The 26,133-nt window shown below is 70.8% G+C and carries 18 protein-coding genes and 2 rRNA genes (1 of these 20 only partly in view); all 20 read right to left on the bottom strand.

The genetic code is table 11. The features are described from left to right. Positions 1–6 precede the first annotated feature (6 nt). Positions 7–1,287: a glutamate-5-semialdehyde dehydrogenase gene (locus HD595_RS28100; protein ID WP_253781341.1), complete on the bottom strand. Its 1,281-nt coding sequence runs from the start codon at positions 1,285–1,287 to the stop codon at positions 7–9. A 151-nt stretch (positions 1,288–1,438) separates the two neighbouring features. Continuing rightward, on the bottom strand, positions 1,439–2,557 hold the full coding sequence (proB, locus tag HD595_RS28095) for a glutamate 5-kinase (protein WP_253774110.1): 1,119 nt from the start codon (positions 2,555–2,557) through the stop codon (positions 1,439–1,441). A 10-nt stretch (positions 2,558–2,567) separates the two neighbouring features. Next, positions 2,568–3,197 (bottom strand): TetR/AcrR family transcriptional regulator, encoded by a 630-nt coding sequence (locus HD595_RS28090; protein ID WP_253774108.1) that lies wholly within the window; start codon positions 3,195–3,197, stop codon positions 2,568–2,570. A 96-nt stretch (positions 3,198–3,293) separates the two neighbouring features. After that, complete coding sequence (gene obgE, locus HD595_RS28085) at positions 3,294–4,646, bottom strand: GTPase ObgE (protein ID WP_253774106.1); 1,353 nt, start codon at positions 4,644–4,646, stop codon at positions 3,294–3,296. Positions 4,647–4,872: 226 nt separating this feature from the next. Further along, complete coding sequence (rpmA, locus tag HD595_RS28080; RefSeq protein WP_020546367.1) at positions 4,873–5,130, bottom strand: 50S ribosomal protein L27; 258 nt, start codon at positions 5,128–5,130, stop codon at positions 4,873–4,875. A 15-nt stretch (positions 5,131–5,145) separates the two neighbouring features. Continuing rightward, a complete protein-coding gene (gene rplU, locus HD595_RS28075) occupies positions 5,146–5,448 on the bottom strand; it encodes a 50S ribosomal protein L21 (protein ID WP_101789902.1) in 303 nt (100 codons plus the stop codon). Positions 5,449–5,681: 233 nt separating this feature from the next. Beyond that, positions 5,682–8,861 (bottom strand): ribonuclease E/G, encoded by a 3,180-nt coding sequence (locus tag HD595_RS28070; protein ID WP_253774104.1) that lies wholly within the window; start codon positions 8,859–8,861, stop codon positions 5,682–5,684. Positions 8,862–9,004: 143 nt separating this feature from the next. Next, complete coding sequence (locus HD595_RS28065) at positions 9,005–9,757, bottom strand: TIGR03936 family radical SAM-associated protein (protein WP_253774102.1); 753 nt, start codon at positions 9,755–9,757, stop codon at positions 9,005–9,007. Positions 9,758–9,968: 211 nt separating this feature from the next. Beyond that, positions 9,969–11,879, bottom strand: coding sequence for a TIGR03960 family B12-binding radical SAM protein (locus HD595_RS28060; protein ID WP_253774100.1), 1,911 nt, complete (start codon positions 11,877–11,879; stop codon positions 9,969–9,971). A gap of 50 nt (positions 11,880–11,929) precedes the next feature. Then, complete coding sequence (gene rodA, locus HD595_RS28055) at positions 11,930–13,099, bottom strand: rod shape-determining protein RodA (protein ID WP_253774098.1); 1,170 nt, start codon at positions 13,097–13,099, stop codon at positions 11,930–11,932. 67 nt (positions 13,100–13,166) lie between these two features. Beyond that, positions 13,167–15,209 (bottom strand): penicillin-binding protein 2, encoded by a 2,043-nt coding sequence (mrdA, locus tag HD595_RS28050; RefSeq protein WP_253774096.1) that lies wholly within the window; start codon positions 15,207–15,209, stop codon positions 13,167–13,169. Next, complete coding sequence (gene mreD, locus HD595_RS28045) at positions 15,206–15,670, bottom strand: rod shape-determining protein MreD (protein WP_253774094.1); 465 nt, start codon at positions 15,668–15,670, stop codon at positions 15,206–15,208. The genes mrdA and mreD overlap by 4 nt, the downstream gene beginning before the upstream one ends. Continuing rightward, a complete protein-coding gene (gene mreC, locus HD595_RS28040) occupies positions 15,667–16,545 on the bottom strand; it encodes a rod shape-determining protein MreC (protein WP_253774091.1) in 879 nt (292 codons plus the stop codon). Before mreC ends, mreD begins: the two co-directional genes overlap by 4 nt. Positions 16,546–16,558: 13 nt before the next feature. Then, positions 16,559–17,590, bottom strand: coding sequence for a rod shape-determining protein (gene mreB, locus HD595_RS28035; protein ID WP_253774089.1), 1,032 nt, complete (start codon positions 17,588–17,590; stop codon positions 16,559–16,561). A gap of 265 nt (positions 17,591–17,855) precedes the next feature. Further along, complete coding sequence (ndk, locus tag HD595_RS28030; RefSeq protein ID WP_080046153.1) at positions 17,856–18,266, bottom strand: nucleoside-diphosphate kinase; 411 nt, start codon at positions 18,264–18,266, stop codon at positions 17,856–17,858. Positions 18,267–18,888: 622 nt separating this feature from the next. Next, positions 18,889–21,090: a hypothetical protein gene (locus tag HD595_RS28025; RefSeq protein ID WP_253774087.1), complete on the bottom strand. Its 2,202-nt coding sequence runs from the start codon at positions 21,088–21,090 to the stop codon at positions 18,889–18,891. Between the two features lie 11 nt (positions 21,091–21,101). Next, positions 21,102–21,467, bottom strand: a complete 366-nt coding sequence (locus HD595_RS28020; protein WP_253774086.1) for a DUF4233 domain-containing protein — start codon at positions 21,465–21,467, stop codon at positions 21,102–21,104. Then, complete coding sequence (locus HD595_RS28015; RefSeq protein WP_253781339.1) at positions 21,467–22,756, bottom strand: bifunctional folylpolyglutamate synthase/dihydrofolate synthase; 1,290 nt, start codon at positions 22,754–22,756, stop codon at positions 21,467–21,469. The genes HD595_RS28020 and HD595_RS28015 overlap by 1 nt, the downstream gene beginning before the upstream one ends. Before the next feature lie 409 nt (positions 22,757–23,165). Further along, positions 23,166–23,282 (bottom strand): 5S ribosomal RNA (gene rrf, locus HD595_RS28010). A 133-nt stretch (positions 23,283–23,415) separates the two neighbouring features. Further along, a 23S ribosomal RNA gene (locus HD595_RS28005) occupies positions 23,416–26,133 on the bottom strand; it runs 389 nt beyond the window's last position.

Raw genomic sequence — 26,133 nt, 5'->3', positions numbered from 1 at the left:
GTCGGGTCAGCAGCCCGCCCCGGCGATGACCGTGCCCTCGGAGGTGCGCAGTTGTCCCTCGCCGGTGTAGACCCACTTGGTGGAGGTCAGCTCCGGGAGACCCATCGGGCCGCGCGCGTGCAGCTTCTGCGTGGAGATGCCGATCTCCGCGCCGAACCCGAACTCGCCGCCGTCGGTGAACCGGGTCGAGGCGTTGACCGCCACGGCCGCCGAGTCGACCAGCGACACGAACCGGCGCGCCGCCCCCTGCGAACGGGTGACGATCGCGTCGGTGTGCCCCGAGCCGTACGCGCGGATGTGGGCCACCGCGTCCTCCAGCGAGTCGACGACCGCCGCGGCGATGTCCAGCGAGAGGTACTCGGCGCGGAAGTCGTCCTCGGTGGCGGGCACGACCTCGCCGAAGCGGGCGATCCGGTCGTCGCCGTGGACGGTCACGCCGGCCTGCTTGAGCGCTCGCAGCGCCATGGGCACGAACGTCTCGGCGATTCCGGCGTGCACCAGGAACGTCTCGGCCGCGTTGCACACCGACGGCCGCTGCGCCTTGGCGTTGACCAGGATCTCCACCGCGAGCCGCGGGTCGGCCTCGGCGTCCACGTACACGTGGCAGTTGCCCACCCCGGTCTCGATGACCGGCACCGTGGACTCCTCGACCACCGAGTTGATCAGCGACGCGCCGCCGCGCGGGATGAGCACGTCGACCAGCCCGCGCGCCCGCATCAGCTCCTTGACCGAGTCGCGCGTGAGGCCGGGCACGAGCTGCACGGCCCCGGCCGGCACCTCGGTCGCCTCCAGCGCCTCCTGCATGACCCGCACGAGCGCGGTGTTGGAGGAGTAGGCGCTGGACGAGCCGCGCAGCAGCACCGCGTTGCCGCTCTTGAGGCAGAGCGCCGCCGCGTCGACGGTCACGTTGGGGCGGCCCTCGTAGATGATGCCGATGACGCCGAGCGGCACTCGCAGCTGCCGCAGCTCCAGCCCGTTGGGCAGGGTGGAGCCGCGCACGACCTCGCCGACCGGGTCGGGCAGGTCGGCCACCTGCCGCACCGCGTCGGCCACCGACCGGATCCGGTCCTCGTCGAGCCGCAGCCGGTCGATCATCGCCTCGGACGTGCCCTGCTCGCGGGCCCGCTCGACGTCCTCGGCGTTGGCCTCGACGATCTCGGCGGCGTGGGCCTCCAGGGCGTCGGCGACGGCGCGCAACGCCCGGTCCTTCGGCGCCCGCGGCAGCGGGGCCAGCTCGGCGGCGGCCTCTCGTGCCGCGCGGGCGACCTTCAGGAACTCCTCGGACATCACACGCTCCTCGTTGTCGTGCCGGATCGTCATGCCGTACCGCCGGTGCACGCCGTCTCCGGCGTCCTTCCGTCAGCGTCCACCGGCTTCGGGGAGCGTCGCCGCTCCCCGGGATCCGCCTCCGGTCGCGGGTGCGCCGGAGGACGGCGGGTCAGCCGTGAGACTCCAGTATGACGATGTCGTCGCGATGGATCAGCTCGCGTTCATATTCCGGACCCAGCTCGCTGGCCAGCTCGCGCGTGGAGCGGCCCAGCAGGCCGGGGATCTCGCCGGCGTCGAAGTTGACCAGCCCGCGCGCCACCACCGCGCCCCGCGGCGCGCACAGGTCGACGGGGTCGCCGGCGGCGAACTCGCCCTCCACGGAGGTGACCCCGGCCGGCAGCAGCGACTTGCGGCGCGTCACGACGGCCTCGACCGCGCCGTCGTCGAGGTGCAGCCGCCCGCGGCCGGTCGTGGCGTGCGCCAGCCAGAGCAGCCGGGTGCCGGGGTGCCGGCCGCCCGGGTGGAAGTAGGTGCCGACGTCGGCGCCGGCCAGCGCCTGCGCGGCGTGCGCGGCGGCGGTGAGCACGACCGGGACGCCGGCGCCGGTGGCGATGCGCGCCGCCTGGACCTTGGTGACCATGCCGCCGGTGCCGACGGCCGCGCCGTTGCGGCCCAGCTCGACGCCCACGAGGTCCTCGGGGCCGCGGATCTCGGTCAGCCGCCGGGAGCCGCTGCGGCTCGGCGGGCCGTCGTAGAGGGCGTCCACGTCGGACAGCAGCACCAGCGCGTCGGCGTGGACGAGGTGGGCGACCAGCGCCGCCAGCCGGTCGTTGTCGCCGAAGCGGATCTCGTCGGTGGCGACGGTGTCGTTCTCGTTGACGATCGGCATGATGCCGAGCTCCAGCAGCCGGTTGAGGGTGCGCTGGGCGTTGGCGTGGTGGGCGCGGCGCATCATGTCGTCGGCGGTCAGCAGCACCTGGCCGACGCGCAGGCCGTAACGGGCGAAGGAGGAGGTGTAGCGGGCGACGAGCACGCCCTGGCCGACCGAGGCGGCGGCCTGCTGCGTGGCGAGGTCGCGCGGGCGCGCGGACAGCCCGAGCGGGCCGAGGCCCGCGGCGATCGCTCCCGAGGAGACCAGCACGATCTGCGTGCCGGTACGGCGGCGCGCGGCGAGGACGTCGACCAGCGCGTCGACCCGGTCCACGTCGATCGTTCCCTGAGGGGTGGTCAGCGAGGAGGAGCCGACCTTGACGACGACCTTCGACGCTGAGCTGATCCGTTCGCGCACATCTGGAAGCCTATCCGAGGCCGGACATATCCATTCGCCCGTCTCCGTCACCGGCGGACGGGCCGGGCGTGAGACCGTGGAGGAGAGCCGTGACGACGTCCGGCGTGAAGCCCGGGCCCTCTCCCATGTACGCCCGTACGAACGCCCGGTAGAAGCACGCCCCCACCAGCAGCGCGGCCGCCGCCTCCGGTGCCACCTCCGCCGAGACCCGGCCCAGGCGCTGCTCGGCGCGCAGGTACTCGGCCACGATCCGCTCGGCCAGCTGCGGCCCCAGCCCGGCGGCACGCAGCCGGGCCCGCTGCTTGGCCAGCATGTCGCGCTCCGCGAAGATCGCCGACCCCACCGGGATGGACCGGTCGAAGAACCCCGACGCCTGCTCGGCCACGTCGCGCAGGTTGCCCTCGACCGTGCCCGTGCCGGCCCGCTCGGGCAGGCCGGACAGGGCGTCGATGTGCGGCAGGCCGTCGTGGAGGACCGCCAGCAGGAGGTCCTCCTTGTCACGGAAGTGCTTGTAGAGCGTGGGCTCGGAGAAGCCCGCCACCCGCGCGATCTCCTTGGTGGTGACCTTGGCCAGCCCGGCCTCGTCCAGGAGCCGCGCGGCGGCGGCCAGGATGCGCTCGCGAGTCGTGGGCTGTCGCACCGGGTCGCGCCTCTCCCCTACGTCCGCGCCTTAGTGAACACTAACCACCTTAGCGGTGATCGGCGCCACCAGCCTGCCGTCTGTCCCCCGTGGCTCCTAGCCGAGCCTGCTGTCGGTGCCGCGCGGACCCGTCCGGACGGACTCGGCGGACAGCGTCGGCTGCCAGTCGAAGATGTATCCGCCCTCCATGGGCCCGATGACCACCTCGGCGCCGGCGGTCGCCCCCGCCTTGACCAGCTGCTCCTCGACGCCCAGCCGCTCCAGCCGGTCGGCGAGGTAGCCGACGGCCTCGTCGTTGCTGAAGTCGGTCTGCCGGATCCAGCGCTCCGGCTTCTCACCGGTGACCTGGAAGAGGTTGTCGTTGACCTTGCGGACCGTGAACCCGGCCTCGCCGAGCTGCCGCGGCTTGATCACCAGGCGGGTGGGCTCCTCGACCGGGCGGTTGGCGCGGGCGGCGGCGACCCACTCGCCCATGGCGAACGTCAGCTCGCGCAGCCCGGCGTGCGTGGCCGCCGACACCGTGAACACCTGCAGCCCGCGCTCCTCGAACTCCGGCCTGACCAGCTCGGCCAGCTCCTGCGCGTCGGGCACGTCGGCCTTGTTGAGCACCACCATGCGCGGCCGGTCGCCCAGCTTGCCGTACGCCTCCAGCTCCGCCTCGATCACCTCGTAGTCGGTGACGGGGTCGCGGCCGGGCTCCATCGTGGCGCAGTCGATGACGTGGACGAGCATGTCGCACCGCTCGACATGGCGCAGGAACTCGTGACCGAGGCCCTTGCCCTGGGACGCGCCCGGGATCAGCCCCGGCACGTCGGCCACGGTGAAGACGGTGTCGCCGGCGGTGACGACCCCGAGGTTGGGCACGAGCGTGGTGAACGGGTAGTCGGCGATCTTCGGCCGGGCCGCGCTCAGCGCGGCGATCAGTGACGACTTGCCGGCGCTGGGGAAGCCCACCAGGGCGACGTCGGCGACGCTCTTGAGCTCCAGCACCACGTCCAGCGCGTCGCCCGGCTCGCCGAGCAGCGCGAACCCGGGGGCCTTGCGCTTGGTGCTGGCCAGCGCGGCGTTGCCGAGGCCGCCGTGGCCGCCGTTGGCGATCACGTAGCGGGTGCCGGCGCCGACCAGGTCCACCAGCACCTCGCCGGTGTTGGCGTCCTTGACCACGGTGCCGTTGGGCACGGTCAGGATGACGTCGCCGCCGTTGGCGCCGTCGCGGTTGGAGCCCTGCCCCTGCTTGCCGTTGTCGGCCTTGCGGTGCGGGCGGCGGTGGTAGTCGAGCAGGGTGGCGGTGTTCGGATCCACCTCCAGGATCACGTCACCGCCCCGGCCGCCGTTGCCCCCGTCGGGGCCGCCGAGCGGCTTGAACTTCTCCCGGTGGATGGAGGCGCAGCCGTTCCCTCCGTCACCGGCCCTGACGTGCAGGACCACCTGGTCCACGAAGTCCGGCATGTCCGCCTCTCCTCACGCCCCCGTGCAGGGGTTGTCTCCAAGTCTTCCGCGGACGGTCCGCCGCGGCCCGCCATCACCGGCGGAACCCCGCCCGACGCAGAGCGGGCCGCATCCCCGCAGGAAGCGACCCCACCCGGCCAGGCGATCACGAACAAACGCGAAGGGGTGGATCGAGGAACCGATCCACCCCTTGGTAACGCTCTCCGGTTGCGGATTACTCCGCGAGTTACTCCGCGACCGGGACGATGCTCACGGCGCGACGGCCGCGCTTGACGCCGAACTGCACGTGACCGGCGGTCAGCGCGAACAGCGTGTCGTCGCCACCGCGGCCGACGTTGTCGCCGGGGTGGAAGTGGGTGCCACGCTGACGGACGATGATCTCGCCCGCGTTGACCAGCTGGCCGCCGAAGCGCTTGACGCCCAGGCGCTGAGCGTTGGAGTCACGGCCGTTCCGGGTGGACGACGCGCCCTTCTTGTGTGCCATCTCTCAAACTCCCGATCAGGCCTGGTCGATACCGGTGATCTTCACCTGGGTGTACCGCTGGCGGTGACCCTGGCGCTTCTTGTAACCGGTCTTGTTCTTGTACTTGAGAATGCGGATCTTCGGACCCTTGGTCTCGCCGAGGATCTCGGCGCTGACCGTGAACTTGCCCGCCTCCGTGGTCACATCGCCGTCGTTGACGACGAGCACCGTCGGCAGCGAAATCGAAGAGCCGACCTCGCCGGCGACCTTGTCCACCTCGAGGACGTCACCGACGGAGACCTTCTGCTGCCTGCCGCCGCAACGAACGATCGCGTACACCGCGGAACCCTTCTACTGTCTACTGTTGCGATCCACGGCCGTCCCGGACGGGGCGGCCGTTGACTGCCGAGTGCTGCGCCCGCACCCGCATCCTGTCTGGAACCAACGAACCGAGTGGGCGCGCCAACAGGGCACGTCACCTGACGCACCGATCCACTAGGGTACCGGATTAACGGTGCCCGAAGCGAACCGGTCGGATCGTCGGACAGTCCTTCGAGCAGCCACTCAGGGGGCTACTCGGCGGACTTGGCTCGGCGTGAGCGTCGCCGCCCCCTGCCGGAAGACTGGCCGGCTTGGTCGTCCTCAGCCGGGACGTCATCAAGCGCACCGGTCACGGTATCACGGCCGGAGGAGTCCTTGGCCGCGGAAACCTTCTCCCCGCCCTTGTCGCCCAGCTTCTCGGCGACCGCCTTCTCGACCGACATCTTGCCCTGCGTGCCACGCGGCTCAGGCTTCGACTCCACCGGCTCGGTGGAGACGATGAGCCCGCGCCCGTTGCAGCACTCGCACGGCGTCGAGAACGCCTCCAGCAGCCCCTGTCCGACCCGCTTACGGGTCATCTGGACCAGGCCGAGCGAGGTGACCTCGGCCACCTGGTGCTTGGTCCGGTCGCGGGCCAGGCACTCCAGCAGCCGCCGCAGCACCAGGTCGCGGTTGGACTCCAGCACCATGTCGATGAAGTCGATGACGATGATGCCGCCGATGTCGCGCAGCCTGAGCTGGCGGACGATCTCCTCGGCCGCCTCCAGGTTGTTGCGGGTGACGGTCTCCTCGAGGTTGCCGCCCTGGCCGGTGAACTTGCCGGTGTTGACGTCGACGACGGTCATCGCCTCGGTGCGGTCGATCACCAGCGAGCCGCCGCTGGGCAGCCACACCTTGCGCTCCATGGCCTTGCCGAGCTGCTCGTCGATCCGGTACGACTCGAAGACGTCGCCCTGGTCGCCGTCCCACCGCGCCAGCCGTTCGGCCAGGTGCGGGGCGACGTACTTGACGTACTCCTCGACCGTCTCCCACGCCTCCTCGCCCTGCACGACGAGCGAGCTGAAGTCCTCGTTGAAGACGTCGCGCACCACGCGGATGGTGAGGTCGGGCTCGGCCGACAGCAGCTCGGGCGGGCTGGCCGACTTCGCCTTCTTCTGGATGTTCTCCCACTGCGCCGACAGGCGGGCCACGTCGCGGGCCAGCTCCTCCTCGGAGGCGCCCTCGGCCGCCGTGCGCACGATCACGCCCGCGTTCTCCGGCATGACCTTCTTCAGGATGCTCTTGAGGCGGGTGCGCTCCTTGTCGGGCAGCTTGCGGCTGATGCCGGTCATCGAGCCGTCGGGCACGTAGACCAGGTAGCGGCCGGGCAGGCTGATCTGCGAGGTCAGGCGGGCGCCCTTGTGGCCGATCGGGTCCTTGGTGACCTGCACCAGCACCGACTGGCCGGACTTCAGCGCCGACTCGATCCGCTTGGGCTGTCCTTCCAGGCCCGCGGTGTCGAAGTTGACCTCACCGGCGTACAGGACGGCGTTGCGGCCCTTGCCGATGTCGACGAACGCCGCCTCCATCGAGGGCAGGACGTTCTGCACCTTGCCGAGGTAGACGTTGCCGACGTACGACTGGCTGGCCTCGCGGTTGACGTAGTGCTCGACGAGGACGCCGTCCTCCAGCACCGCGATCTGGGTGCGGTCGCCCTGGCGGCGCACCACCATCATCCGGTCGACCGACTCGCGCCGGGCCAGGAACTCCGACTCGGTGATGATCGGCGGCCTGCGGCGGCCCAGCTCGCGGCCCTCGCGGCGGCGCTGCTTCTTGGCCTCCAGCCGGGTGGAGCCGCGCACGCTCTGCACGCCGTCGGCGGAGGTGTCGACCAGCGAGGCGCGGCCGGAGCGCGGCGCGCGGATGCGGACGACGGTGTTGGGCGGGTCGTCGCCGGACGGCTCGGCGCCGTCGTCGGTGCCGCGCCTGCGGCGGCGGCGCCGGCGGCGCGAGCTGGAGGTCTCCTCCTCCTGGTGCTCCTCGGCCTGCTCGTCCTCGCCCTCGTCGCCGTCCTCGTCGGAGTCGTCGGCGTCGGACTCGTCGCGCTCGCGGGTCTTGCCGCGGCCGCGGCCGCCCCTGCGGCGGCGGCGACGGCGGCTGCCGCCCTCTTCCTCCTCCTGGTCGGAGTCGGAGTCGGCGGCGTCGGTCTCGTCGGCGCCGGTCTCGTCGCCCTCGTCGGCGTCGGCGGCCACCTCGGGCTCGGGGCGCGCCGGCTCGGGGCGGACGGGCTCGGGGCGGAACGGCTGGGCCTGGCTCGGGTCGGGCGCCTGGAACAGCGGCGCGAAGATCGCCGCGGGGCGCCGGAACACGGCGTCCGGCTCGTCGGCGCGGCGCGCGGAGAACCCGAACGGGTCGGCGAGCAGGCTCGGCCGGTCGGTGTCCTCGTCGAGGTCCTCGCCGGCGGGCTCGTCGTCGAGCGGCTCGTCCTCGGGCAGCTCGTCGAGGATGTCGTCCTCGACGCCCGCGCTCGCGGCCTGGGCACGCCCGGAGTCGCCGGTGTCGCTCCCGTCCCGGGCGGACGCGGCCGTGGTGACATCGCCGCCGGTGGCGGAGGTGTCCGCGCCGATCGCGGTGGCCTCGGTGCCGACCGCGCCGGCCTCGCCGGTCGGAGCCGTCGGGCCGGTGCCCTCGGCGGCGGTCGCGGCCTCGGGCTCCGCCTTCTTGCGGGTGCGGCGACGCCGGACGGGCGCGGCCTCGGCCTCGGCGCCGTCCTGAGCCGCCCCGGTGTCCGGGGCAGTGTCCGGAGCGGCGGCCTCGGCCGCGAGCGCGCGGTCGGCGGTCTCCAGCGCGGCCTGGTCGGTGCTCTGGCCGGCATCCTGCTCGGCGCTCTGGTCTGCGGCGGCGCCGGCCGGCGCTCCCGTGGTGGCCGGCTCGGCCTCCTCGGCCTTCCTGCTGGTACGGCGGCGCGAGGTGGTGGCCGTCGACCGCGTCCTGGATCGCTTGGGCTTCTCGGCCTCGGCGGCGCCGTCCTCCTCGTCACCTGCGGAGGCGGCCTGCGCGACGGCGCCGGCGACCGCGGCCTCGACCGGGCTGCCCCCGTCCGCCGCGGCGGCCTCCTGGCCGGAGCCCGCAGCAGCGTCCTGGCCGGAGCCCGCAGCAGCGTCCTGGCCGGTGCCCGGGGCGGCCTCCTGGCCGGTGCCCGTCACGGCCTCCTGGACCGCCCGCGGCGCGGTCTGCCGGCCGTCGCCTCCGGTCGCCTCTCCGGTCGGCTCGGAGGCCCGGGCCGCGGCCTCGGCCGCGGAGACGGTCACCTGGGCGGGCTCGTCCTCGGGAATCTCGGGCGGCGGCCCGGCGGGCCGGCTCGCGGCCCTGCGTCGCGGGGTGCTGGGTGACTGTTCAGTTGTTCCGCCGTCGGAGCCTGTGGCCCCGGTGTTGGGCTCGTTCTCGAGCATGCGGGCGCTCTCCCGTCAGCTCCCGGGCGCGTCGCCGCGCCGCGCAGGAGCTCTCGTGTCTCGTTGTCCGCCCGCGCCCCCGCCAAGGGGCACGGGCGCCAAGTCCTGTCAGCGGTCGTGCCCCACGCGTGCGGGACACTCCCTTAACCGGCGACGTGCTCACCCACCGGTCCCGCTTCGCCGCCGCGCGTGGTCTCGCGGTCAAGGTCGAACGGGTCGGCGAGCGCACCGGTGCCGACGTCCAGCGGCCCCTGCGCCAGCCTGGTCACCTCGGGGGGGACCGGCGGCGCGAAGTCGGCCACAAGGCGCAGCCCTGCGAGCACATCGTCGGGTCGAACGGCAGGCGTCATGTGCCGAACAACCATGCGCAGTATGACACACGACTGTCCGGGCACCTGAGCTGCGGTTCTACCTGTCCCCTCGGACACCGCCAGCCTCAGCACGGCCTCGCGGGCGTCGAAGCGGCGCGGGCCCTTCTTGGTGAGGCGCTCGACCTCCACGGCCCCGGCGGAGAGGAACTTCTCCACCGCCACTCCGGCGAGCTCGCGATCCGCACCCGGCAACCGCACCTCCCACTCCGAGGCCTCCAGGCGCTCGGCAAGCCCTCCCGGCCCCGCCTCGACGACGTCCAGCACGTCGAGCCCGGGCGGCAGCGACCCGTCGAGGTCGCCGCGGATGCGCTCCGGCTCGCACGGCGTGGTGACGCCGATCTCGAGGTATTCGGCCTCGCTGGCGACGCCGGTCGGCGCCGCGCCCGCGTAGGAGATCTTCGGGTGGGGCGAGAAGCCCGCGCTGTAGGCCACCGGAATGCCGGCACGGCGGACCGCACGTTCGACGGCCCGCGAGATGTCGCGGTGACTGGTGAAGCGCAGGCGGCCGCGCTTGGCGTAGCGCACGCGCAGGCGCTGCACCGTGGGCGCGGGCGGGGGCCCGTCGGGAACAGGTTTCAGAGCTTTGTCGTCCTTCCCGTGTCAGAGTTCCTTCGTTTCAGAATAAGCCGCCGCGACGCCTGATCGACTCAGGATCATGTACGGCGAGGCACGGCCCGCGCACCCAGCGCTCCGGAAGCGGCGACGGGGCCGGGCACCCGGGCGCCCGAACGCCGCCCTAGACGACCGTGAGCGGGAGGAGTTTGCGCCCCGTCGGGCCGACCTGGATCTCGGTGCCCATGGTCGGGCAGACGCCGCAGTCGTAACACGGCGTCCAGCGGCAGTCCTCGACCTCGCCGCCGGAGACGGCCTCCTGCCAGTCCTGCCAGAGCCATTCGCGGTCGAGCCCGGCGTCGAGGTGGTCCCACGGGAGGACCTCGTTCTCCTCGCGCTCGCGCGTGGTGTACCAGTCGACGTCGACGCCGGCCTTCTCGGCGGCGGCCATCCAGCGCTGGTAGGAGAAGTGCTCGCTCCAGCCGTCGAAGCGCCCGCCGTCCTCCCAGACGGCCCGGATGACCGCGCCGACCCGCCGGTCACCGCGCGAGAGCAGGCCCTCGACGATGGACGGCTTGCCGTCGTGGTAGCGGTAGCCGATGGCCCGGCCGAACTCCTTGTCGCCGCGCAGGGAGTCGCGCAGCGCCTTGAGCCGCCGGTCGACGGTCTCGTGGTCGGCCTGACCGGCCCACTGGAACGGCGTGTGCGGCTTGGGCACGAAGCCGCCGATCGACACGGTGCAGCGGATGTCGCGCGAGCCGGTGATCTCGCGCCCGGCCTTGATGACCTTCTTGGCCAGGTCGGCGATGCCGAGCACGTCCTCGTCGGTCTCGGTGGGCAGCCCGCACATGAAGTACAGCTTCACCTGCCGCCAGCCCTGCGAGTAGGCGGTGGTGACGGTGCGGATGAGGTCTTCCTCGGTGACCATCTTGTTGATCACCTTGCGCATGCGCTCGGACCCGCCCTCGGGCGCGAAGGTCAGCCCGGAGCGCCGCCCGTTGCGGGAGAACTCGTTGGCCAGGTCGATGTTGAACGCGTCGACCCGGGTGGAGGGCAGCGACAGCGAGGTGTTGGTGCCCTCGTAGCGGTCGGCCAGGCCCTTGGCGACGTCGGCGATCTCGGAGTGGTCGGCCGACGACAGCGACAGCAGGCCGACCTCGTTGAAGCCGGACTCCTTGATGCCGTTGTCGACCATGGCGCCGATCGTGGTGATGGACCGCTCGCGCACCGGGCGCGTGATCATGCCGGCCTGGCAGAAGCGGCAGCCGCGCGTGCAGCCGCGGAAGATCTCCACGCTGAACCGCTCGTGGACGGTCTCGGCCAGCGGCACCAGCGGCTTCTTCGGGTAGGGCCACTCGTCGAGGTCCATGACCGTGTGCTTGTGGACGCGCCACGGGACGTCGGCCCGGTTGGGCGCCACCCGCTTGATGCGACCGTCGGGGTGGTAGTCGACGTCGTAGAACTTGGGCACGTAGACGCCGCCCGACTCGGCCAGGCGCATGAGCAGCTCGTCGCGGCCGCCGGGCCGGCCCTCGGCCTTCCACTCGCGAACGACCTCGGTGATGGCGATGGCGATCTGCTCGCCGTCGCCGAGCACGGCCGCGTCGAGGAAGTCGGCGATCGGCTCGGGGTTGAACGCGGCATGGCCGCCCGCGAGCACGATCGGGTCGTCGTCGCCGCGCTCGACGGCCAGCATCGGGATGCCGGCCAGGTCGAGGGCGGTCAGCATGTTGGTGTAGCCGAGCTCGGTGGAGAACGACACGCCGAACACGTCGAAGGCGCGCACCGGGCGGTGGGCGTCGACCGTGAACTGGGGCACGCCCTCGGCGCGCATGAGCGCCTCGAGGTCGGGCCAGACGGCGTAGGTGCGCTCGGCCAGGGTGGCGGGCAGCTCGTTGAGGATCTCGTAGAGGATCGCGACGCCCTGGTTGGGCAGGCCGACCTCGTAGGCGTCCGGGTACATCAGCGCCCAGCGCACGTCGGCGTCGTCCCAGTCCTTCACGGTCGAGTTGAGCTCACCCCCGACGTACTGGATGGGCTTCTGCACCTTGGGCAGCAGCGCTTCCAGGCGGTGGAAAATCGACTCGACAGGCATACGACCAGGGTAGCGGCGCCCGGGAGCGGGCCGGGCCACGCCGGTCGCGGTCAGGCGTACTGCTGCTGCTCGCGGATCCGGATCGACTGGAGCAGCCCCACCGCGATGAGGTTGGCGAAGGTCGCGGTGCCGCCGTACGACACGAACGGCAGCGGCAGCCCGGTGATGGGCATGATCCCGATGGTCATCCCGATGTTGACGAACGTCTGGAACGCGAACCAGCACACGATCGTGCCCGCCGCCAGCGTGCCGAACCGGTCGTCGCACTGCCGGGCGATCCGCAGCCCCCGCAGCAGCACCACGCCGAGCAGCAGCACGATGGCCACCGACCCGAGGAAGCCGAACTCCTCCCCCGCGACCGTGAAGATGAAGTCGGTGTGCTGTTCCGGCACGAACCGCCCGGTCGTCTGCCCGCCGTGCAGCCACCCCTTGCCGAACAGCCCGCCGGAGCCGATCGCGATGAGCGACTGCGTGCTGTTGTAGCCGACGCCGCGCGGGTCGACGCCCGGGTCGAGGAACGCGGTGAACCGCGCGATCTGGTACGGCTCCAGCAGTTGCAGCCGGAACACCAGGAACACCCCGGTCACGGCCACGAGCGTCAGCCCCACGATCCACCGCTTGCGCACGCCGCCGATGATCAGCGCCGCGGCGGTGATCACGGCGAGCACCAGCGCCGTGCCGAGGTCCGGCTGGAGCATCACCATGCCCATCGTCAGGGCCGCCACGCACAGCGCCAGCACGATGTCGAACGTGCGTGGCCGGTCGCTGCCCTCGGCCGGCTGCGCCAGCAGCATCGCGAGGATCAGCAGGAGCCCGAGCTTGGCGAACTCCGACGGCTGCACCGCGAAGCCGCCGCCCAGCAGGATCCACGAGTGCGACCCGTTGATCGTCGCGCCGAGCGGCGAGATCACCAGCCCGAGCCCCACCAGGCTGAGCAGGAACACCAGCGGCGCGTACGCGCGCATGGCCCGATGGTCGATCGCGGTCGTCATGGCGCACAGCACGACGCCGATGCCGAGGTTGAGCATGTGCTTCTTGACCAGGCCGGTCGAGCCGGGCGCCCACGTGCGGGTGGACGACCACACCAGCAGGGTGCCGATGACGCACAGCGCGGCCACCGCGACCAGCAGGACGCCGTCGAGCCGCCACAGTGACGACTGCGCGCCCACCATCCTGCGGCCGTAGCCGCGCCGGCCGCTCCTCAGCACGCGCTCCGCCATCACCCCTCCGCCCTCGCCCCGCCGTCACCACTCGCCCCGCCGTCACAGATCGCCCCCACCGGAGCGCTTACCGCGCTACCGTCCCGTCGGGCGCGAACTTCGGCAGCCTGCTCACCGGTTTGCCGCCCGGCAGGGCCGCCGGGCCCTTGATCCCGTAGATGCCCTCGTAGATCTCCCGTACGGCCGGCGCCGCCGTCTGCGCGCCCATGCCGCCCTGCGACACCATGGCCACCACCACGAACCGCGGGTCGTTGGTCGGCGCGAACGAGGCGAACCAGGAGGTGTCCTCCTTGCCCCACACCTCCGCGGTGCCGGTCTTGCCGCCGATGCGCACCTTGTCCATGGGGAATCCGGCGAACGCGCCGGCGGCCGTTCCGTCGGAGGCCACCTCGCTGAGCGCGTTCTTGATGTAGAGGCGCTCCTTCTCGCTGAGCGGCAGTTTGCCGACCACCGGCACGTCGTACGTCTGCACCAGCGTGCCGTCGGGCCGCACCCGCGCCCAGCCGATGCGCGGGCTGCGCAGCTTGCCGTCGTGGACCAGCGCCGCGTACGCCCGGGCCAGTTGCAGCGGCGTCACCAGCACGTCGCCCTGGCCGATGGAGAAGTTCGCCGAGTCGCCGGGCCGCAGGATGAAGCCCTCGGCGCAGTTCTCGGAGGCCAGCCGCTTGAGGAAGTCGGCCCGCGCCCGGTCGGTCACCTCCGGGTAGCCGGTCTGCGCGCGGCGGCAGTTGGTGCCGCTGGTCAGGGTCCACATCTCCTTCTTCCAGCGGCGGTCGGGGATGCGCCCGGACGACTCGCCGGGCAGGTCGATGCCCGTGGGGCGGCCGAAGCCGAAGGCCCTCGCGGTGTTGGCGAAGATCTCGCGCGGCTTCTTCTTCGGGTCGCGCCCGCCGTCGCGCAGGTACTGCTCGTACGCCGCCCGGTAGAAGATCGTGTCGCACGACTTGACCAGCGCGGTGTGCAGGTTCATCGTGCCGAGCCCGATGCCGTGGAAGTTGTTGAACGCCCGGTCGCCCACCATGTACGAGCCGGGGCAGTCGTAGGTGCCGTTCAGCGGATACCCGGCCCGCAGCATCGCCGTGACCGACGACACCTTGAACGTCGAGCCGGGCGCGAACTGCCCGTTGATCGCCCGCGACACCAGCGGCATGCCCGACTTCGGCGACAGCAGCCGCTGGTAGCCGCTCGCCGAGATGCCGCCCGCCCACACCGCCGGGTCGTAGCTCGGCGCGCTGGCCAGCGCCAGCACCCGCGACGTGCGCGCGTCGAGCACCACGGCCGCGCCGCCGTCGGCCTTCGGCGCGTTGTGCATCGCCCTGGCCAGGGCCCGCTCGGCCACGGCCTGCACGCGGGCGTCGATGCTGGTGATCAGGTTGTCGCCGCTGACCGGCCGTACCTGCTGCTCGACGCCGATCGCCTTGCCCATCCGGTCCACCTGCACGCGGCGCATCCCCGGCTTGCCGCGCAGCGCCTCGTCGTACACCTCCTCCAGGCCGTCGCGCCCGGCGAGGTCGACGCCGGAGTAGGCGGCCTTGAGCCCGGCGCGCTTCTCCAGCTCGGCCTCGGTGACCGGCTGCAGGTAGCCGAGCATCTGCGCGCCCGCCTGGCCACCGGGGTACTGCCGCACCGACTGGATCTCGGCGCTGACGCCGGGGAAGTCCTCCTGGCGTTCGAGGATCTGCAGCGCCTGGCGGGTGTCGGCCTTCTGCTCGACGGGCACCGGCTGGTACGGCGAGCCCGTCCAGCACGGCTGCGAGACGCCCGGCCCGCACGGGCGGATGCGCTCGCGCAGCTTCTTGACCGGCGTGCCGAGCACGGCGCTGAGCTTGCGCAGCACCGACTTGCCGCCGTCGGGCGTGCGCGCCAGCGCGGTCCGGTCGACCGACACCACCAGCGCCGTCTGGTTGCGCACCAGCGGACGGCCGGAGGAGTCGAGGATCTGGCCGCGCACCGCGGGCTCGATGACCGTGCGCGTCCGCGTCTCGGTCGCCCTGGTCACGAACTCCTGCCCGCGCACCACCTGCACCTGCCACAGCCGCACGCCGAGCACCACGAGCAGGCTCAGGACGAGCACGTGCAGCACGAACAGCCGCGACCGCATCCGGATCATGTCGCGTACCCCGGCTCACCGGCGCGGGCGGCCCACCACATGACGAGCGGCGACAGGAAGAACGTGTAGGCGATGGTCAGCGGCACCTGGTCGGTGAAGGTGTCCACGTCGACATGCGGATCGGAGATCAGCCCGCCGAGCCCGGCCGCCAGCAGCGGCCCGAGCAGCACGCACAGCATGACCGTCGTCACGGGCGTGCCGAGCCCGCGCCCGGCGACGTAGCCGACGGCCGCCAGCGTGAACGCGTACAGGCCCATCGGGTGGGCGGCCGGCGGCATGACGTCCACCAGCAGTCCCGCGCAGAACCCGATCACCGCCCCGGTCACCGGCCCCCTCGCCATCGCCACCGCCGTCACCGCCAGCAGCACCAGGTCGGGCGACCCGCCTCCGGGCAGCGGCACCCGGTTGACCAGGATCACCTGCACCAGCACCGCGAGCGGCACGATCAGCCAGGCCGTCATCGCGCTCCCTCCTTCGGCGGCAGCACGGCGTCGCGCGGATCACGCCCCGGCCCGCGCACGACCACCCCCACCACGTCCAGCGCCGTCAGATCCGCGTACGGCCGCGCGAACGCGACCCGCGTCAGCTCGCCCGGCGTCGCCTCCACCCGTTCGATCACCCCCACCGGCAGCCCCGGCACGTACGGCCGGCCGTGCTGCGACCCGAAGCTCACGATGCGCCCGCCCGGCGCCATCGGCGCGGTCGCGTCGAGCAGCTTGAACTGCACCAGGCGCCCGTTCTCGCCCACCCCGTTGACGACGCCGATCTCCTGGCCGCCCTCCAGCCGGGCGCCCGTGGCCGAGGCCCGGTCGCTGATGAGCAGCACCGTGGACGTGCGGGCGCCGGCCTGCACGACCCGCCCCACCAGCCCGTCGGCGTTCATCACGGTCATCTCGGGACGCACCCCGTCGTCCGTGCCGATGTCGAGCTGGACGGCCTCCTCGAAGCCGGGATTGCCGCGCCGGGCGATCACGTTGCCGGTCACGACCGTGTAGCCGCCGCGGCCCGCCGTGCCGAGCATCCGCTTCAGCTCCGCCGACCTGTCGGCGTCGAGCCTGCTCGCGATCAGCCCCGTCCGCAGCCGGGCGTTCTCGGCGCGCAGCCGCTTGATCTCGTCCTGGACGCCGGGCGCGGTGACGACCGCCTGGACGAAGCCGGTCACCGGCCGGGACACGACCCCGGCGGCGCCCTCCACCGAGCCGAACAGCCACGCCCCGGCCGCGCGCACCGGCACGAACGGCGACCCGTCACCGGCGCGGCGGTCGACGGTCAGCGCGATCAGGGCGATCGCCAGCAGCGTGCCGAGGATCAGCCGGGCACGGTGGGTGTCCCTCATCAGGCGTCGCCCCTCAACGGCGGGATTCCGGCACGAGCACCTGCTGCAGCTCCTCGAACTCCTCCACGCACCGGCCCGAGCCGAGCGCGACCGAGTCGAGGGCGTTGTCGACGAGGTGGACGGGCATGCCCGTCTCGGCCCTGATCCGCTCCTCCATGCCCTTGAGCAGGGCGCCGCCGCCGGTGAGCGCGATGCCGCGGTCCATCAGGTCACCCGCCAGCTCCGGCGGGCACCGGTCGAGCGTGGACTTGACCGCGTCGACGATGGAACCGACCGGCTCCTCGGTCGCCCTGCGGACCTCCTCGCCCGACACGACGACCGTCTTCGGCAGGCCCGTCACCAGGTCGCGGCCGCGGATCTCGGCGTGCGCCTCCTCCTCGGTGGGCCACGCCGAGCCGATCGCCATCTTGATCTCCTCGGCGGTGCGCTCGCCCAGCATGAGCGCGTACTCCTTCTTGGCGAACGTGATCACCGCCTGGTCGAGCTCGTCGCCGCCGATCCTGATCGACTGGCTCGTCACCACGCCGCCCATCGAGATGATCGCCACCTCGGTGGTGCCGCCGCCGATGTCGACGACCATGTTGCCGGTGGGCTCGTGGACCGGCAGTCCCGCGCCGATCGCCGCGGCCATGGGCTCCTCGACGATGTAGACCTTGCGCGCGCCCGCCTGGTAGCCGGCCTCCTTCACCGCCCGCTGCTCCACGCTCGTGATCCCGCTCGGCACGGCGATGATCACGCGGGGCTTGGCGAAGTGGCGGCGCTTGTGCACGCGCTGGATGAAGTAGCGCAGCATCCGCTCCGTGACGTCGAAGTCGGCGATCACGCCGTCCTTGAGCGGCCGCACCGCGACGATGTGGCCGGGCGTGCGGCCGATCATCCGCTTGGCCTCGATGCCGACCGCCACGATCTTGCCCGTGGAGGTGTTGATGGCGACGACCGACGGCTCGTTGAGGACGATGCCTCGGCCCCGCACGTACACCAGCGTGTTGGCGGTGCCCAGGTCGACCGCCATGTCCCGGCCGAGAAACGCGAGCTTGCTGCCCATGGGGAACGGAGCCTTCCGTAATATCGTACGCCAATCGCTACGGAGCGAATTCGAATCGTAACGTGACGTACCCACCGCCGGACGCAACGAGCCCGCGCGCCCCACAAAAATCCTGCCGCCTCTGCGCCAAGCGCCTTTTGCCCGGTTTCCGGGAAAAGTGGAGAGTGCGCCGTTAGGTGATCAGAAACGCGAAATGCCCGCCTGGCACGGGCCAGGGCGGGCACTCACGAATCCGGACGGAAGGGACGCGGCCCTTCCGGCGCTCCTAGAAGCGGTCCGGGAAGAAGATCTTGATCTCGCGGGCGGCGGACTCGGGCGAGTCGGAGCCGTGGACGACGTTCTCGCCGATCTCCAGGGCGTGGTCGCCGCGGATCGTGCCGGGAGCCGACTTCACCGGGTCGGTGAGCCCGGCCAGGGCGCGGAACGCCTCGACCGCGCGCGGGCCCTCCAGCACCATGGCGACGAGCGGGCCCGAGGTGATGAACTCGACGAGCTCGCCGAAGAACGGCCGCTCGGAGTGCTCGGCGTAGTGGGCCTTGGCGGTGTCGGCGTCGAGGGTGCGCAGGTCCATCGCGACGACCTTGAGGCCCTTGCGCTCCACGCGGGCGATCACGTCACCGATGAGGCCGCGCTTCACCCCGTCGGGCTTGATCAGGACAAGAGTGCGCTCGGACACTTGAGGTTCTCCTTTGAACAGGTCTGGGGGTCGCGGATGCGGCTACGGACGCCGGGATGACTCCGCCGGGAGCGCTCCGCGGCACGGGCGACCTCGCGTCGCTGTAGCTGCGGCTCAGCTTACCGTCCCCGGGACGCCTCCCCCGCGCCGCACGACCCGGAGCCCGGGCCGCTTCCGGACGAGGTGGCGCTCAGGGCCGTGCGTGGCGCCGGGGCGCCAGGTTGGTCGCCGACCGAGAAGCCGGCGCGCCCGGGCGCCGGGTGCTCACGGTGCGAAAGACCGCGCTCCAGGGCGCCCGGTGGTGCGGGCGAGAGACCCGCGTTCCAGGACGCCCGGTGGTGCGGGCGAGAGACCCGCGTTCCAGGACGCCCGGTGGTGCGGGCGAGAGACCCGCGTTCCAGGGCGCCCGGTGGTGCGGGCGAGAGACCCGCGGTCCAGAGTGCCGGGTGGTCGCGGACTGAGAAACCTGGGCTCCAGGCTGCCAGGTGCTCACGGAGCGAGAAACCTGCATCCCAGGGCGCCGGCTGGTCGCGGGGCGAGAAACCCGCGTCCCAGCGTGCCGCGAAGTCGCGAGGCGGAAGCCCGAGGCGTCTGTGGGCACGCCGTGACACCGGGGGCGGGCTCACCCCTGAGTGCCGTCCTCCGGAGAGGCCCCCTGCGGGGGGACCGCCGGAAGGTGCTCGGCATCCCCTGTCTCCGGGGCGCCGCCCGCCGGCGGCCTGCGGCGACGCTCCGCCCCGCCCGGCGCCGTACGCCGCTCCCCGAAGGTTCCCGACCCGTCCGCGGGGCCCGGCGACGGCGTCTGGGCCGGAACGCTCCCCTTCCACGGGGTACGCCCGTTGGCCGTGGAGGCGGGCACCCGGGGAATCGCCCCGGTGGGCGCGTCCTCGTCGCCGACCACCCTGGCATCGTCCGAAGCACCGTCACCCCCGGCAGCCGGCGAGGACTCCCCCCGCCTCCCGCCCGCGTCCCTGAGAGCCTTCTCACGGCGCTCGCCGCCGTCCGTCCCACCCATCACCTCAGGTGACGCCTCAAACGCCCCCAGGGCCCCGTTACCGAGCCTCCCGGACCCGTTCCCCTCGACGCCCGCACCCGGCCCGCCGTCGGCCACCGCCCCGTCTGCGCTGATCAAGCCGTCAGCCCCGACCGCAGCAGCGGACCCACCGGCACCCGCGACGCCTGCAGGACGGGCACCATCTCCGGCGACGTCCCCCCGGGGCGCCTCGGCGGGCACGCTCTCCGAACGCGCGCCGGGCGAGTCGCCGGAAAGGCCGCCCGCACGCCCGCTGGGAGAGACGCCCACCCTCCTCTCAGAGGAGCCGCCCGCTTGATCAGCCTCATGCGTGACCCCATCCCCGGCATCTGCGTCGGCGTCGGCGTCGCTCAGCCGCCCACCACCGGACGGCCCCTCGGGTCCCTCATCGACGCCCACCACCTCGGACCCGGGCCCCCGGCGCGACAGCAGCGCGGCCAGCACGATCACCGCCACCACCAGGAACCCGCCGATGAGCGCCCACATGTGCAGCGCCCCCACGAACCGGTCCACGAGCTGCTGCGGCGTGCTCACCCCGCGCAGCATCGCCATCTGCACCCCGCTGCCGAGCAGGTAGCCCGCCAGCACCCCGGGGAAGCACAGCGCCAGGCCGAACAGCGCCGTCCCGACCCCGGCCCGCCGCAGCGATGCCGTCAGGGCCACGGCCGCGCCCACCGCCAGCAGCGTGAACGGCACCACCAGCACCCGCCCGTCGGCCGCCGGCACCACGACCCGCACGGAGCACAGGCCGACCACCATCGACAGCAGCCCGAGCGGCGCCGGCCAGGTCGCCTCGCCCCGGACGAACAGCCGCACCAGCACCGCCGCCGCCACGGCCAGGCCGCCCGCCACGCCGAACGGCCCCCACAGCCCCTTCAGGCCGGGCCCGCCGAGCCCGCCCATCTCGACGTACGTCACCTGCGCGATGCTCGGCAGCAGCACGGCGCCGACGGCGACCATCACGTAGGCGAGCGAACGCGCCTCGGGGACGCCGATGGAGGCGAGCGCGAGCAGCGCCCCCACGGCGAGCACGGCGACGACGATCACGATGTTGGGGCGCCAGTCCTCGCTGGCGGTGCTGATGGCCACGATCGCGATGCCCGCCGCGGGCATGGTCGCCAGCAGCAGCCTGCTGCGCTCGCGCGGCTGCGGCCGCGGCGCGGGCCGCCGGCCGTACAGCAGCCACAGCACCAGGTAGGCGGCGGCCAGCACCAGCGCGGCGCCGGTCAGCATCGGGTACGGCTGGAGCGTCACCTTCCAGTCGCTCACGCCGTCGAGCGGCCACAGGGCGAGCGCCTGGGCGCTGAGCAGACTGAGCGCCAGCACCCCCGACCAGACGGCGCGCAGCACCGCCGGGCGCTCCCAGGCGGCCACCAGCGTGGCCGGGAGCAGCAGCCCGGCGCCCACACCGTGGAGGACGCGCAGCACGCCGACGAGGAACGTCGAGCCCGCGTAGCCTCCGGCGGCGTCGGCCACGGCCAGCAGCGCGAGCCCGGCGACCAGGATGTAGGCGACCCGCACCCGGCCCAGCGCCACGGAGGCGAGCGGGACCGTCAGCATCATCGCGGGCAGGGCGAGACCGTGCGCGCGCATGAGCCCGAGCCGGTCGAACCCCGGCGGCAGCAGGTCGCCGACGACGGAGACGGTGTTGGGGATGGCGACGATCGCCAGGGGCAGCGCGGCCACGATGAGCAGCGCCAGCACGATGTCGAGGAACCACGGGTGGGTGGTGCCGGGGTCGGATCCCGTGGCCGGCTGGTTCGGGGTCCGCTGAATCGGGGGGACGGCCATGTTGGCCGACTTTAGCGGGAAGTCACGCCTTCGACACGGCGAGCGACGAATATCGCGGTGATCCACAGCGCCAGGAAGATCGCCCCGAGGAAGAACATGGCCGGGACCAGGAAGCCCGTCACGATGGCGATCACCTGCACCAGGCTGCCCAGGACGTACCCGATCGGCTTCTTCAGCAGACCGGCCGCCACCACGCACAGCACGGCCAGGCCGATGCCGGCCGTGACGGCCAGCGCGGGCCGCACGCCGTTCACGGCGATCGCGACGGGCGTGACCAGTCCGGCGACGATGGCCTCCATGCCGAGCACGCTCGCCCCCAGCCGGCGCATGCCCGGAGTCACCTCGAAGCCCAGCAGGCCCTTCCCGCCGCCGGCCATCACTCGCCCTCCGCCCGCAGCAGGTGGCGGGCGTCGCCGGCGGTGACCACGGACCCGGTGATCAGCACGCCCGTGCCGCTGAACTCACCCTCGGCGTCGGCGATGCCGATGCCCCTGTCGATCGCGTCGTCGAGCCGCTCGACGACGTGCACACGGTCCTCGCCGAAGACGGCCACCGCCAGCCGCGCCAGCTCCTCGGGCGCCATCGACCGGGGCGAGGAGTTACGGGTGACGATGATCTCCTCCAGCACGGGCTCCAGGAGCTCCAGCATGGCGTCGACGTCCTTGTCCCCCATGGCGGCGACGACGCCGACGACCTTGGCGAAGTCGAACGCCTCGTGCAGCGCGTCGAGCGTGGCCTGCATGCCGCCGGGGTTGTGCGCCGCGTCGACCACCACGGTCGGGGTGCGGCGGAGGACCTCCAGCCGTCCCGGCGACGACGCCTGCGCGAACGCCTGCCGCACCAGGTCCGCGTCCAGCGGGTCGTCGCCGCCCGTGAGCGCCTCGACGGCGGCCAGCGCGGTGACGGCGTTGCTCGCCTGGTGGGCGCCGTAGAGCGGCAGATACACCTCGTCGTAGACGCCCTTGAGGCCGCGCAGCGTCAGGAGCTGGCCGCCGATCGCCACCTCGCGGGCCAGCACGCCGAACTCCAGGCCCTCGCGCGCGACGACCGCGCCCACCTCGGCGGCCCGGCGCATGAGCACCTCGGCCGCCTCCAGCTCCTGCTGGGCGAGGATGGCGGTGGCGCCCGGCTTGAGGATGCCGGCCTTCTCACCGGCGATGCTCGGGATGTCGGGGCCGAGCCGGTCGGTGTGGTCGAGCGAGATGGGGGTGATGACGGCGACCGTGCCGTCGGCGACGTTCGTCGCGTCCCAGGACCCACCCATGCCGGTCTCGATCACGGCCACGTCGACCGGGGTGTCGGCGAAGGCCGCGAACGCCATGGCCGTCAGCAGCTCGAAGAACTGGATGCGGCGGCCCTGCGCGTCGGTCAGCTCGACGTACGGGATGATCTCCTCGTAGACCTGCGCGAAGCGCTCCTCGCTCAGCGGCTCGCCGTCCACGGTGATGCGCTCACGCATCGAGACGAGATGCGGGCTGGTGAAGCGGCCGACGCGGAGGTTGCGCTCGCGCAGCAGCGCCTCGGTCAGACGGGCCGTACTCGTCTTGCCGTTGGTGCCCGCTATGTGAATGACCGGGTACGCCCGCTGAGGCGAGCCGAGCAGGTCGAGCAGGGCGGCGATCCGGTCGAGCGTGGGCTCGAAGTCCCATTCGACGCCCCGGTCCATGATCGCGCGTTCAACAGCACGGTAGTCCACCCCTCAACCCTACTGAGCGCCCCGACCGGTCGGAGACAGGGCCAGCGGGACACACTCGCACGTGAGGCGACGCCAGGTCGCGGCGGCCGCGCCTGACACATTCACACAGGCGCGTCCCATAAGCGCGTGCCACGTAACACCACGCACACAGGAAACGCCCGACGCAGAACAGCACGCCCACCAAGACCTGCGCGCGCGCTCAAAAGCCAGCACCACCCACGAGCGCACCCGACAGGCAGTCAGAGCACCCGCCCCGCCGAAAGCCCGGGCCGGCCTCGCAAGCCCCCCACAACGCAAGAAAGGGCCCCATCCTCCGCCCCTCAAGCCAACCCTGGCCCGAGAAGCTCCGGATGGAGCCCTTACCTGTCTAACAAAGATTGTCCGGCGGTGACCTACTCTCCCACACCCTCCCGAGTGCAGTACCATCGGCGCTGGGAAGCTTAACTTCCGGGTTCGGAATGTAACCGGGTGTTTCCTTCCCGCCATAACCGCCGTAACCCTCCGAAACACACAAGCACTGCTTGCTGTCTCAGAATTGCCTAGTGGACGCGAGCAAAACCTTCAGTGTGGCGCAGCTCTGGACCCGGCGAAGAGTAACAGAGCGCAGCACACACCAAAGCATAAGCTTTGTGGTCAAGTCCTCGGCCTATTAGTACCGGTCAGCTCCACACGTTACCGCGCTTCCACCTCCGGCCTATCAACCCGGTCGTCTACCGGGAGCCTTACCCCCTCACAGGGTGGGAGACCTCATCTCAAGGCGAGCTTCCCGCTTAGATGCTTTCAGCGGTTATCCCTTCCGAACGTAGCCAACCAGCCATGCACCTGGCGGTACAACTGGCACACCAGAGGTTCGTCCGTCCCGGTCCTCTCGTACTAGGGACAGCCCCTTTCAAGTCTCCTACGCGCGCAGCGGATAGGGACCGAACTGTCTCGCGACGTTCTAAACCCAGCTCGCGTACCGCTTTAATGGGCGAACAGCCCAACCCTTGGGACCTACTCCAGCCCCAGGATGCGACGAGCCGACATCGAGGTGCCAAACCATCCCGTCGATATGGACTCTTGGGGAAGATCAGCCTGTTATCCCCGGGGTACCTTTTAGCCGTTGAGCGACACCGCTTCCACATGCCGATGCCGGATCACTAGTCCCAGCTTTCGCTCCTGCTCGACCCGTCAGTCTCACAGTCAAGCTCCCTTGTGCACTTACACTCAACACCTGATTGCCAACCAGGCTGAGGGAACCTTTGGGCGCCTCCGTTACCTTTTAGGAGGCAACCGCCCCAGTTAAACTACCCACCAGACACTGTCCCCGATCCGGATCACGGACCAGAGTTAGACGTTCAAAACGACCAGAGTGGTATTTCACCAATGACTCCACCCGAACTAGCGTCCGAGCTTCCCAGTCTCCCACCTATCCTACACAAGACGCTCCAAACGCCAATGTCAAGCTGTAGTGAAGGTCCCGGGGTCTTTCCGTCCTGCTGCGCGTAACGAGCATCTTTACTCGTAATGCAATTTCGCCGGGTCTGCGGTTGAGACAGCGGGGAAGTCGTTACGCCATTCGTGCAGGTCGGAACTTACCCGACAAGGAATTTCGCTACCTTAGGATGGTTATAGTTACCACCGCCGTTTACCGGCGCTTAAGTTCTCACCTTCGCACAGCAAGCTGCGCTAAGCGGTCCCCTTAACGTTCCGGCACCGGGCAGGCGTCAGTCCGTATACATCGTCTTACGACTTCGCACGGACCTGTGTTTTTAGTAAACAGTCGCTTCCCCCTGGCCACTGCGACCCCCACCAGCTCAGACAGCAAGTGCCATCACCAGCAGAGGTCCCCCTTCTCCCGAAGTTACGGGGGCAATTTGCCGAGTTCCTTAACCACAGTTCACCCGATCGCCTTGGTATTCTCTACCTGACCACCTGAGTCGGTTTAGGGTACGGGCCGCCACAACACTCACTAGAGGCTTTTCTCGGCAGCATAGGATCATCCACTTCGCCACAATCGGCTCGGCATCACATCTCAGGATACATGCGAGGCGGATTTGCCTACCTCACTCCCTACATGCTTACCCCAGGACAACCATCGCCTGGGCTGGACTACCTTCCTGCGTCACCCCATCGCTTACCTACTACCCAATCAGGCCGAGCGTTCACTCTGACGGCCGTCCCGAAGGACAACCCGAGTTAAGGACTCTTAGTATCAAGGGGTTCGATATGGGCGCATTGAAGCGGGTACGGGAATATCAACCCGTTGTCCATCGACTACGCCTGTCGGCCTCGCCTTAGGTCCCGACTTACCCTGGGCGGATTAGCCTGCCCCAGGAACCCTTGGTCATCCGGCGCGAGGGTTTCTCACCCTCGATTCGCTACTCATGCCTGCATTCTCACTCGCACAGCTTCCACGACTGGATCACTCCGCCGCTTCACCAGCTGCACGACGCTCCCCTACCCACCCACCACACATGGTGATGAGTGCCACGACTTCGGCGGTGTACTTGAGCCCCGCTACATTGTCGGCGCGGAATCACTTGACCAGTGAGCTATTACGCACTCTTTCAAGGGTGGCTGCTTCTAAGCCAACCTCCTGGTTGTCTCTGCGACTCCACATCCTTTCCCACTTAGCACACGCTTAGGGGCCTTAGTCGGTGATCTGGGCTGTTTCCCTCTCGACTACGAAGCTTATCCCCCGCAGTCTCACTGCCACGCTCTCACTTACCGGCATTCGGAGTTTGGCTGACGTCAGTAACCTTGTCGGGCCCATCGGCCATCCAGTGCTCTACCTCCGGCAAGAAACACGCGACGCTGCACCTAAATGCATTTCGGGGAGAACCAGCTATCACGGAGTTTGATTGGCCTTTCACCCCTACACACAGGTCATCCCCCAGGTTTTCAACCCTGGTGGGTTCGGTCCTCCACCCAGTCTTACCTGAGCTTCAACCTGCCCATGCGTAGATCACTCCGCTTCGGGTCTACAGCATGCGACTCAAACGCCCTATTCAGACTCGCTTTCGCTACGGCTCCCCCACACGGGTTAACCTCGCCACACACCATAACTCGCAGGCTCATTCTTCAAAAGGCACGCAGTCACATCACACAAGGACCGAAATCCTCGTAAGCTCCTACGGCTTGTAGGCACACGGTTTCAGGTACTATTTCACGACCCCTCACCGGGGCACTTTTCACCTTTCCCTCACGGTACTCGTGCACTATCGGTCATCAGGGAGTATTTAGGCTTACCAGGTGGTCCTGGCAGATTCACACAGGATTCCTCGAGCCCCGTGCTACTCGGGAACACCTCAAGAAGTCCATCCGATTTCGCCTACCCGGCTCTCACGGTCTACGGCGCCCCTTCC

This window comes from Nonomuraea roseoviolacea subsp. carminata (assembly GCF_024172185.1).
Taxonomy (GTDB): Bacteria; Actinomycetota; Actinomycetes; order Streptosporangiales; family Streptosporangiaceae; genus Nonomuraea; species Nonomuraea roseoviolacea.
Note: the sequence above shows the minus strand (reverse complement) of the source record. Positions and strands in the feature narration are given on the sequence as shown.

What these genes read in the sequence shown, in the direction of transcription:
- HD595_RS28015 (WP_253781339.1), bottom strand. Translation starts at nt 22,756, where the DNA reads ATGGACCGGGGCGTCGAATGGGACTTCGAGCCCACGCTCGACCGGATC.
- mreB (WP_253774089.1), bottom strand. Translation starts at nt 17,590, where the DNA reads ATGGGCAGCAAGCTCGCGTTTCTCGGCCGGGACATGGCGGTCGACCTG.
- HD595_RS28020 (WP_253774086.1), bottom strand. Translation starts at nt 21,467, where the DNA reads ATGGCCGGCGGCGGGAAGGGCCTGCTGGGCTTCGAGGTGACTCCGGGC.
- rodA (WP_253774098.1), bottom strand. Translation starts at nt 13,099, where the DNA reads ATGGCGGAGCGCGTGCTGAGGAGCGGCCGGCGCGGCTACGGCCGCAGG.
- rpmA (WP_020546367.1), bottom strand. Translation starts at nt 5,130, where the DNA reads ATGGCACACAAGAAGGGCGCGTCGTCCACCCGGAACGGCCGTGACTCC.
- HD595_RS28070 (WP_253774104.1), bottom strand. Translation starts at nt 8,861, where the DNA reads ATGCTCGAGAACGAGCCCAACACCGGGGCCACAGGCTCCGACGGCGGA.
- HD595_RS28060 (WP_253774100.1), bottom strand. Translation starts at nt 11,879, where the DNA reads ATGCCTGTCGAGTCGATTTTCCACCGCCTGGAAGCGCTGCTGCCCAAG.
- mreD (WP_253774094.1), bottom strand. Translation starts at nt 15,670, where the DNA reads ATGACGGCCTGGCTGATCGTGCCGCTCGCGGTGCTGGTGCAGGTGATC.
- HD595_RS28100 (WP_253781341.1), bottom strand. Translation starts at nt 1,287, where the DNA reads ATGTCCGAGGAGTTCCTGAAGGTCGCCCGCGCGGCACGAGAGGCCGCC.
- mrdA (WP_253774096.1), bottom strand. Translation starts at nt 15,209, where the DNA reads ATGATCCGGATGCGGTCGCGGCTGTTCGTGCTGCACGTGCTCGTCCTG.
- HD595_RS28025 (WP_253774087.1), bottom strand. Translation starts at nt 21,090, where the DNA reads ATGGCCGTCCCCCCGATTCAGCGGACCCCGAACCAGCCGGCCACGGGA.
- obgE (WP_253774106.1), bottom strand. Translation starts at nt 4,646, where the DNA reads ATGCCGGACTTCGTGGACCAGGTGGTCCTGCACGTCAGGGCCGGTGAC.
- mreC (WP_253774091.1), bottom strand. Translation starts at nt 16,545, where the DNA reads ATGAGGGACACCCACCGTGCCCGGCTGATCCTCGGCACGCTGCTGGCG.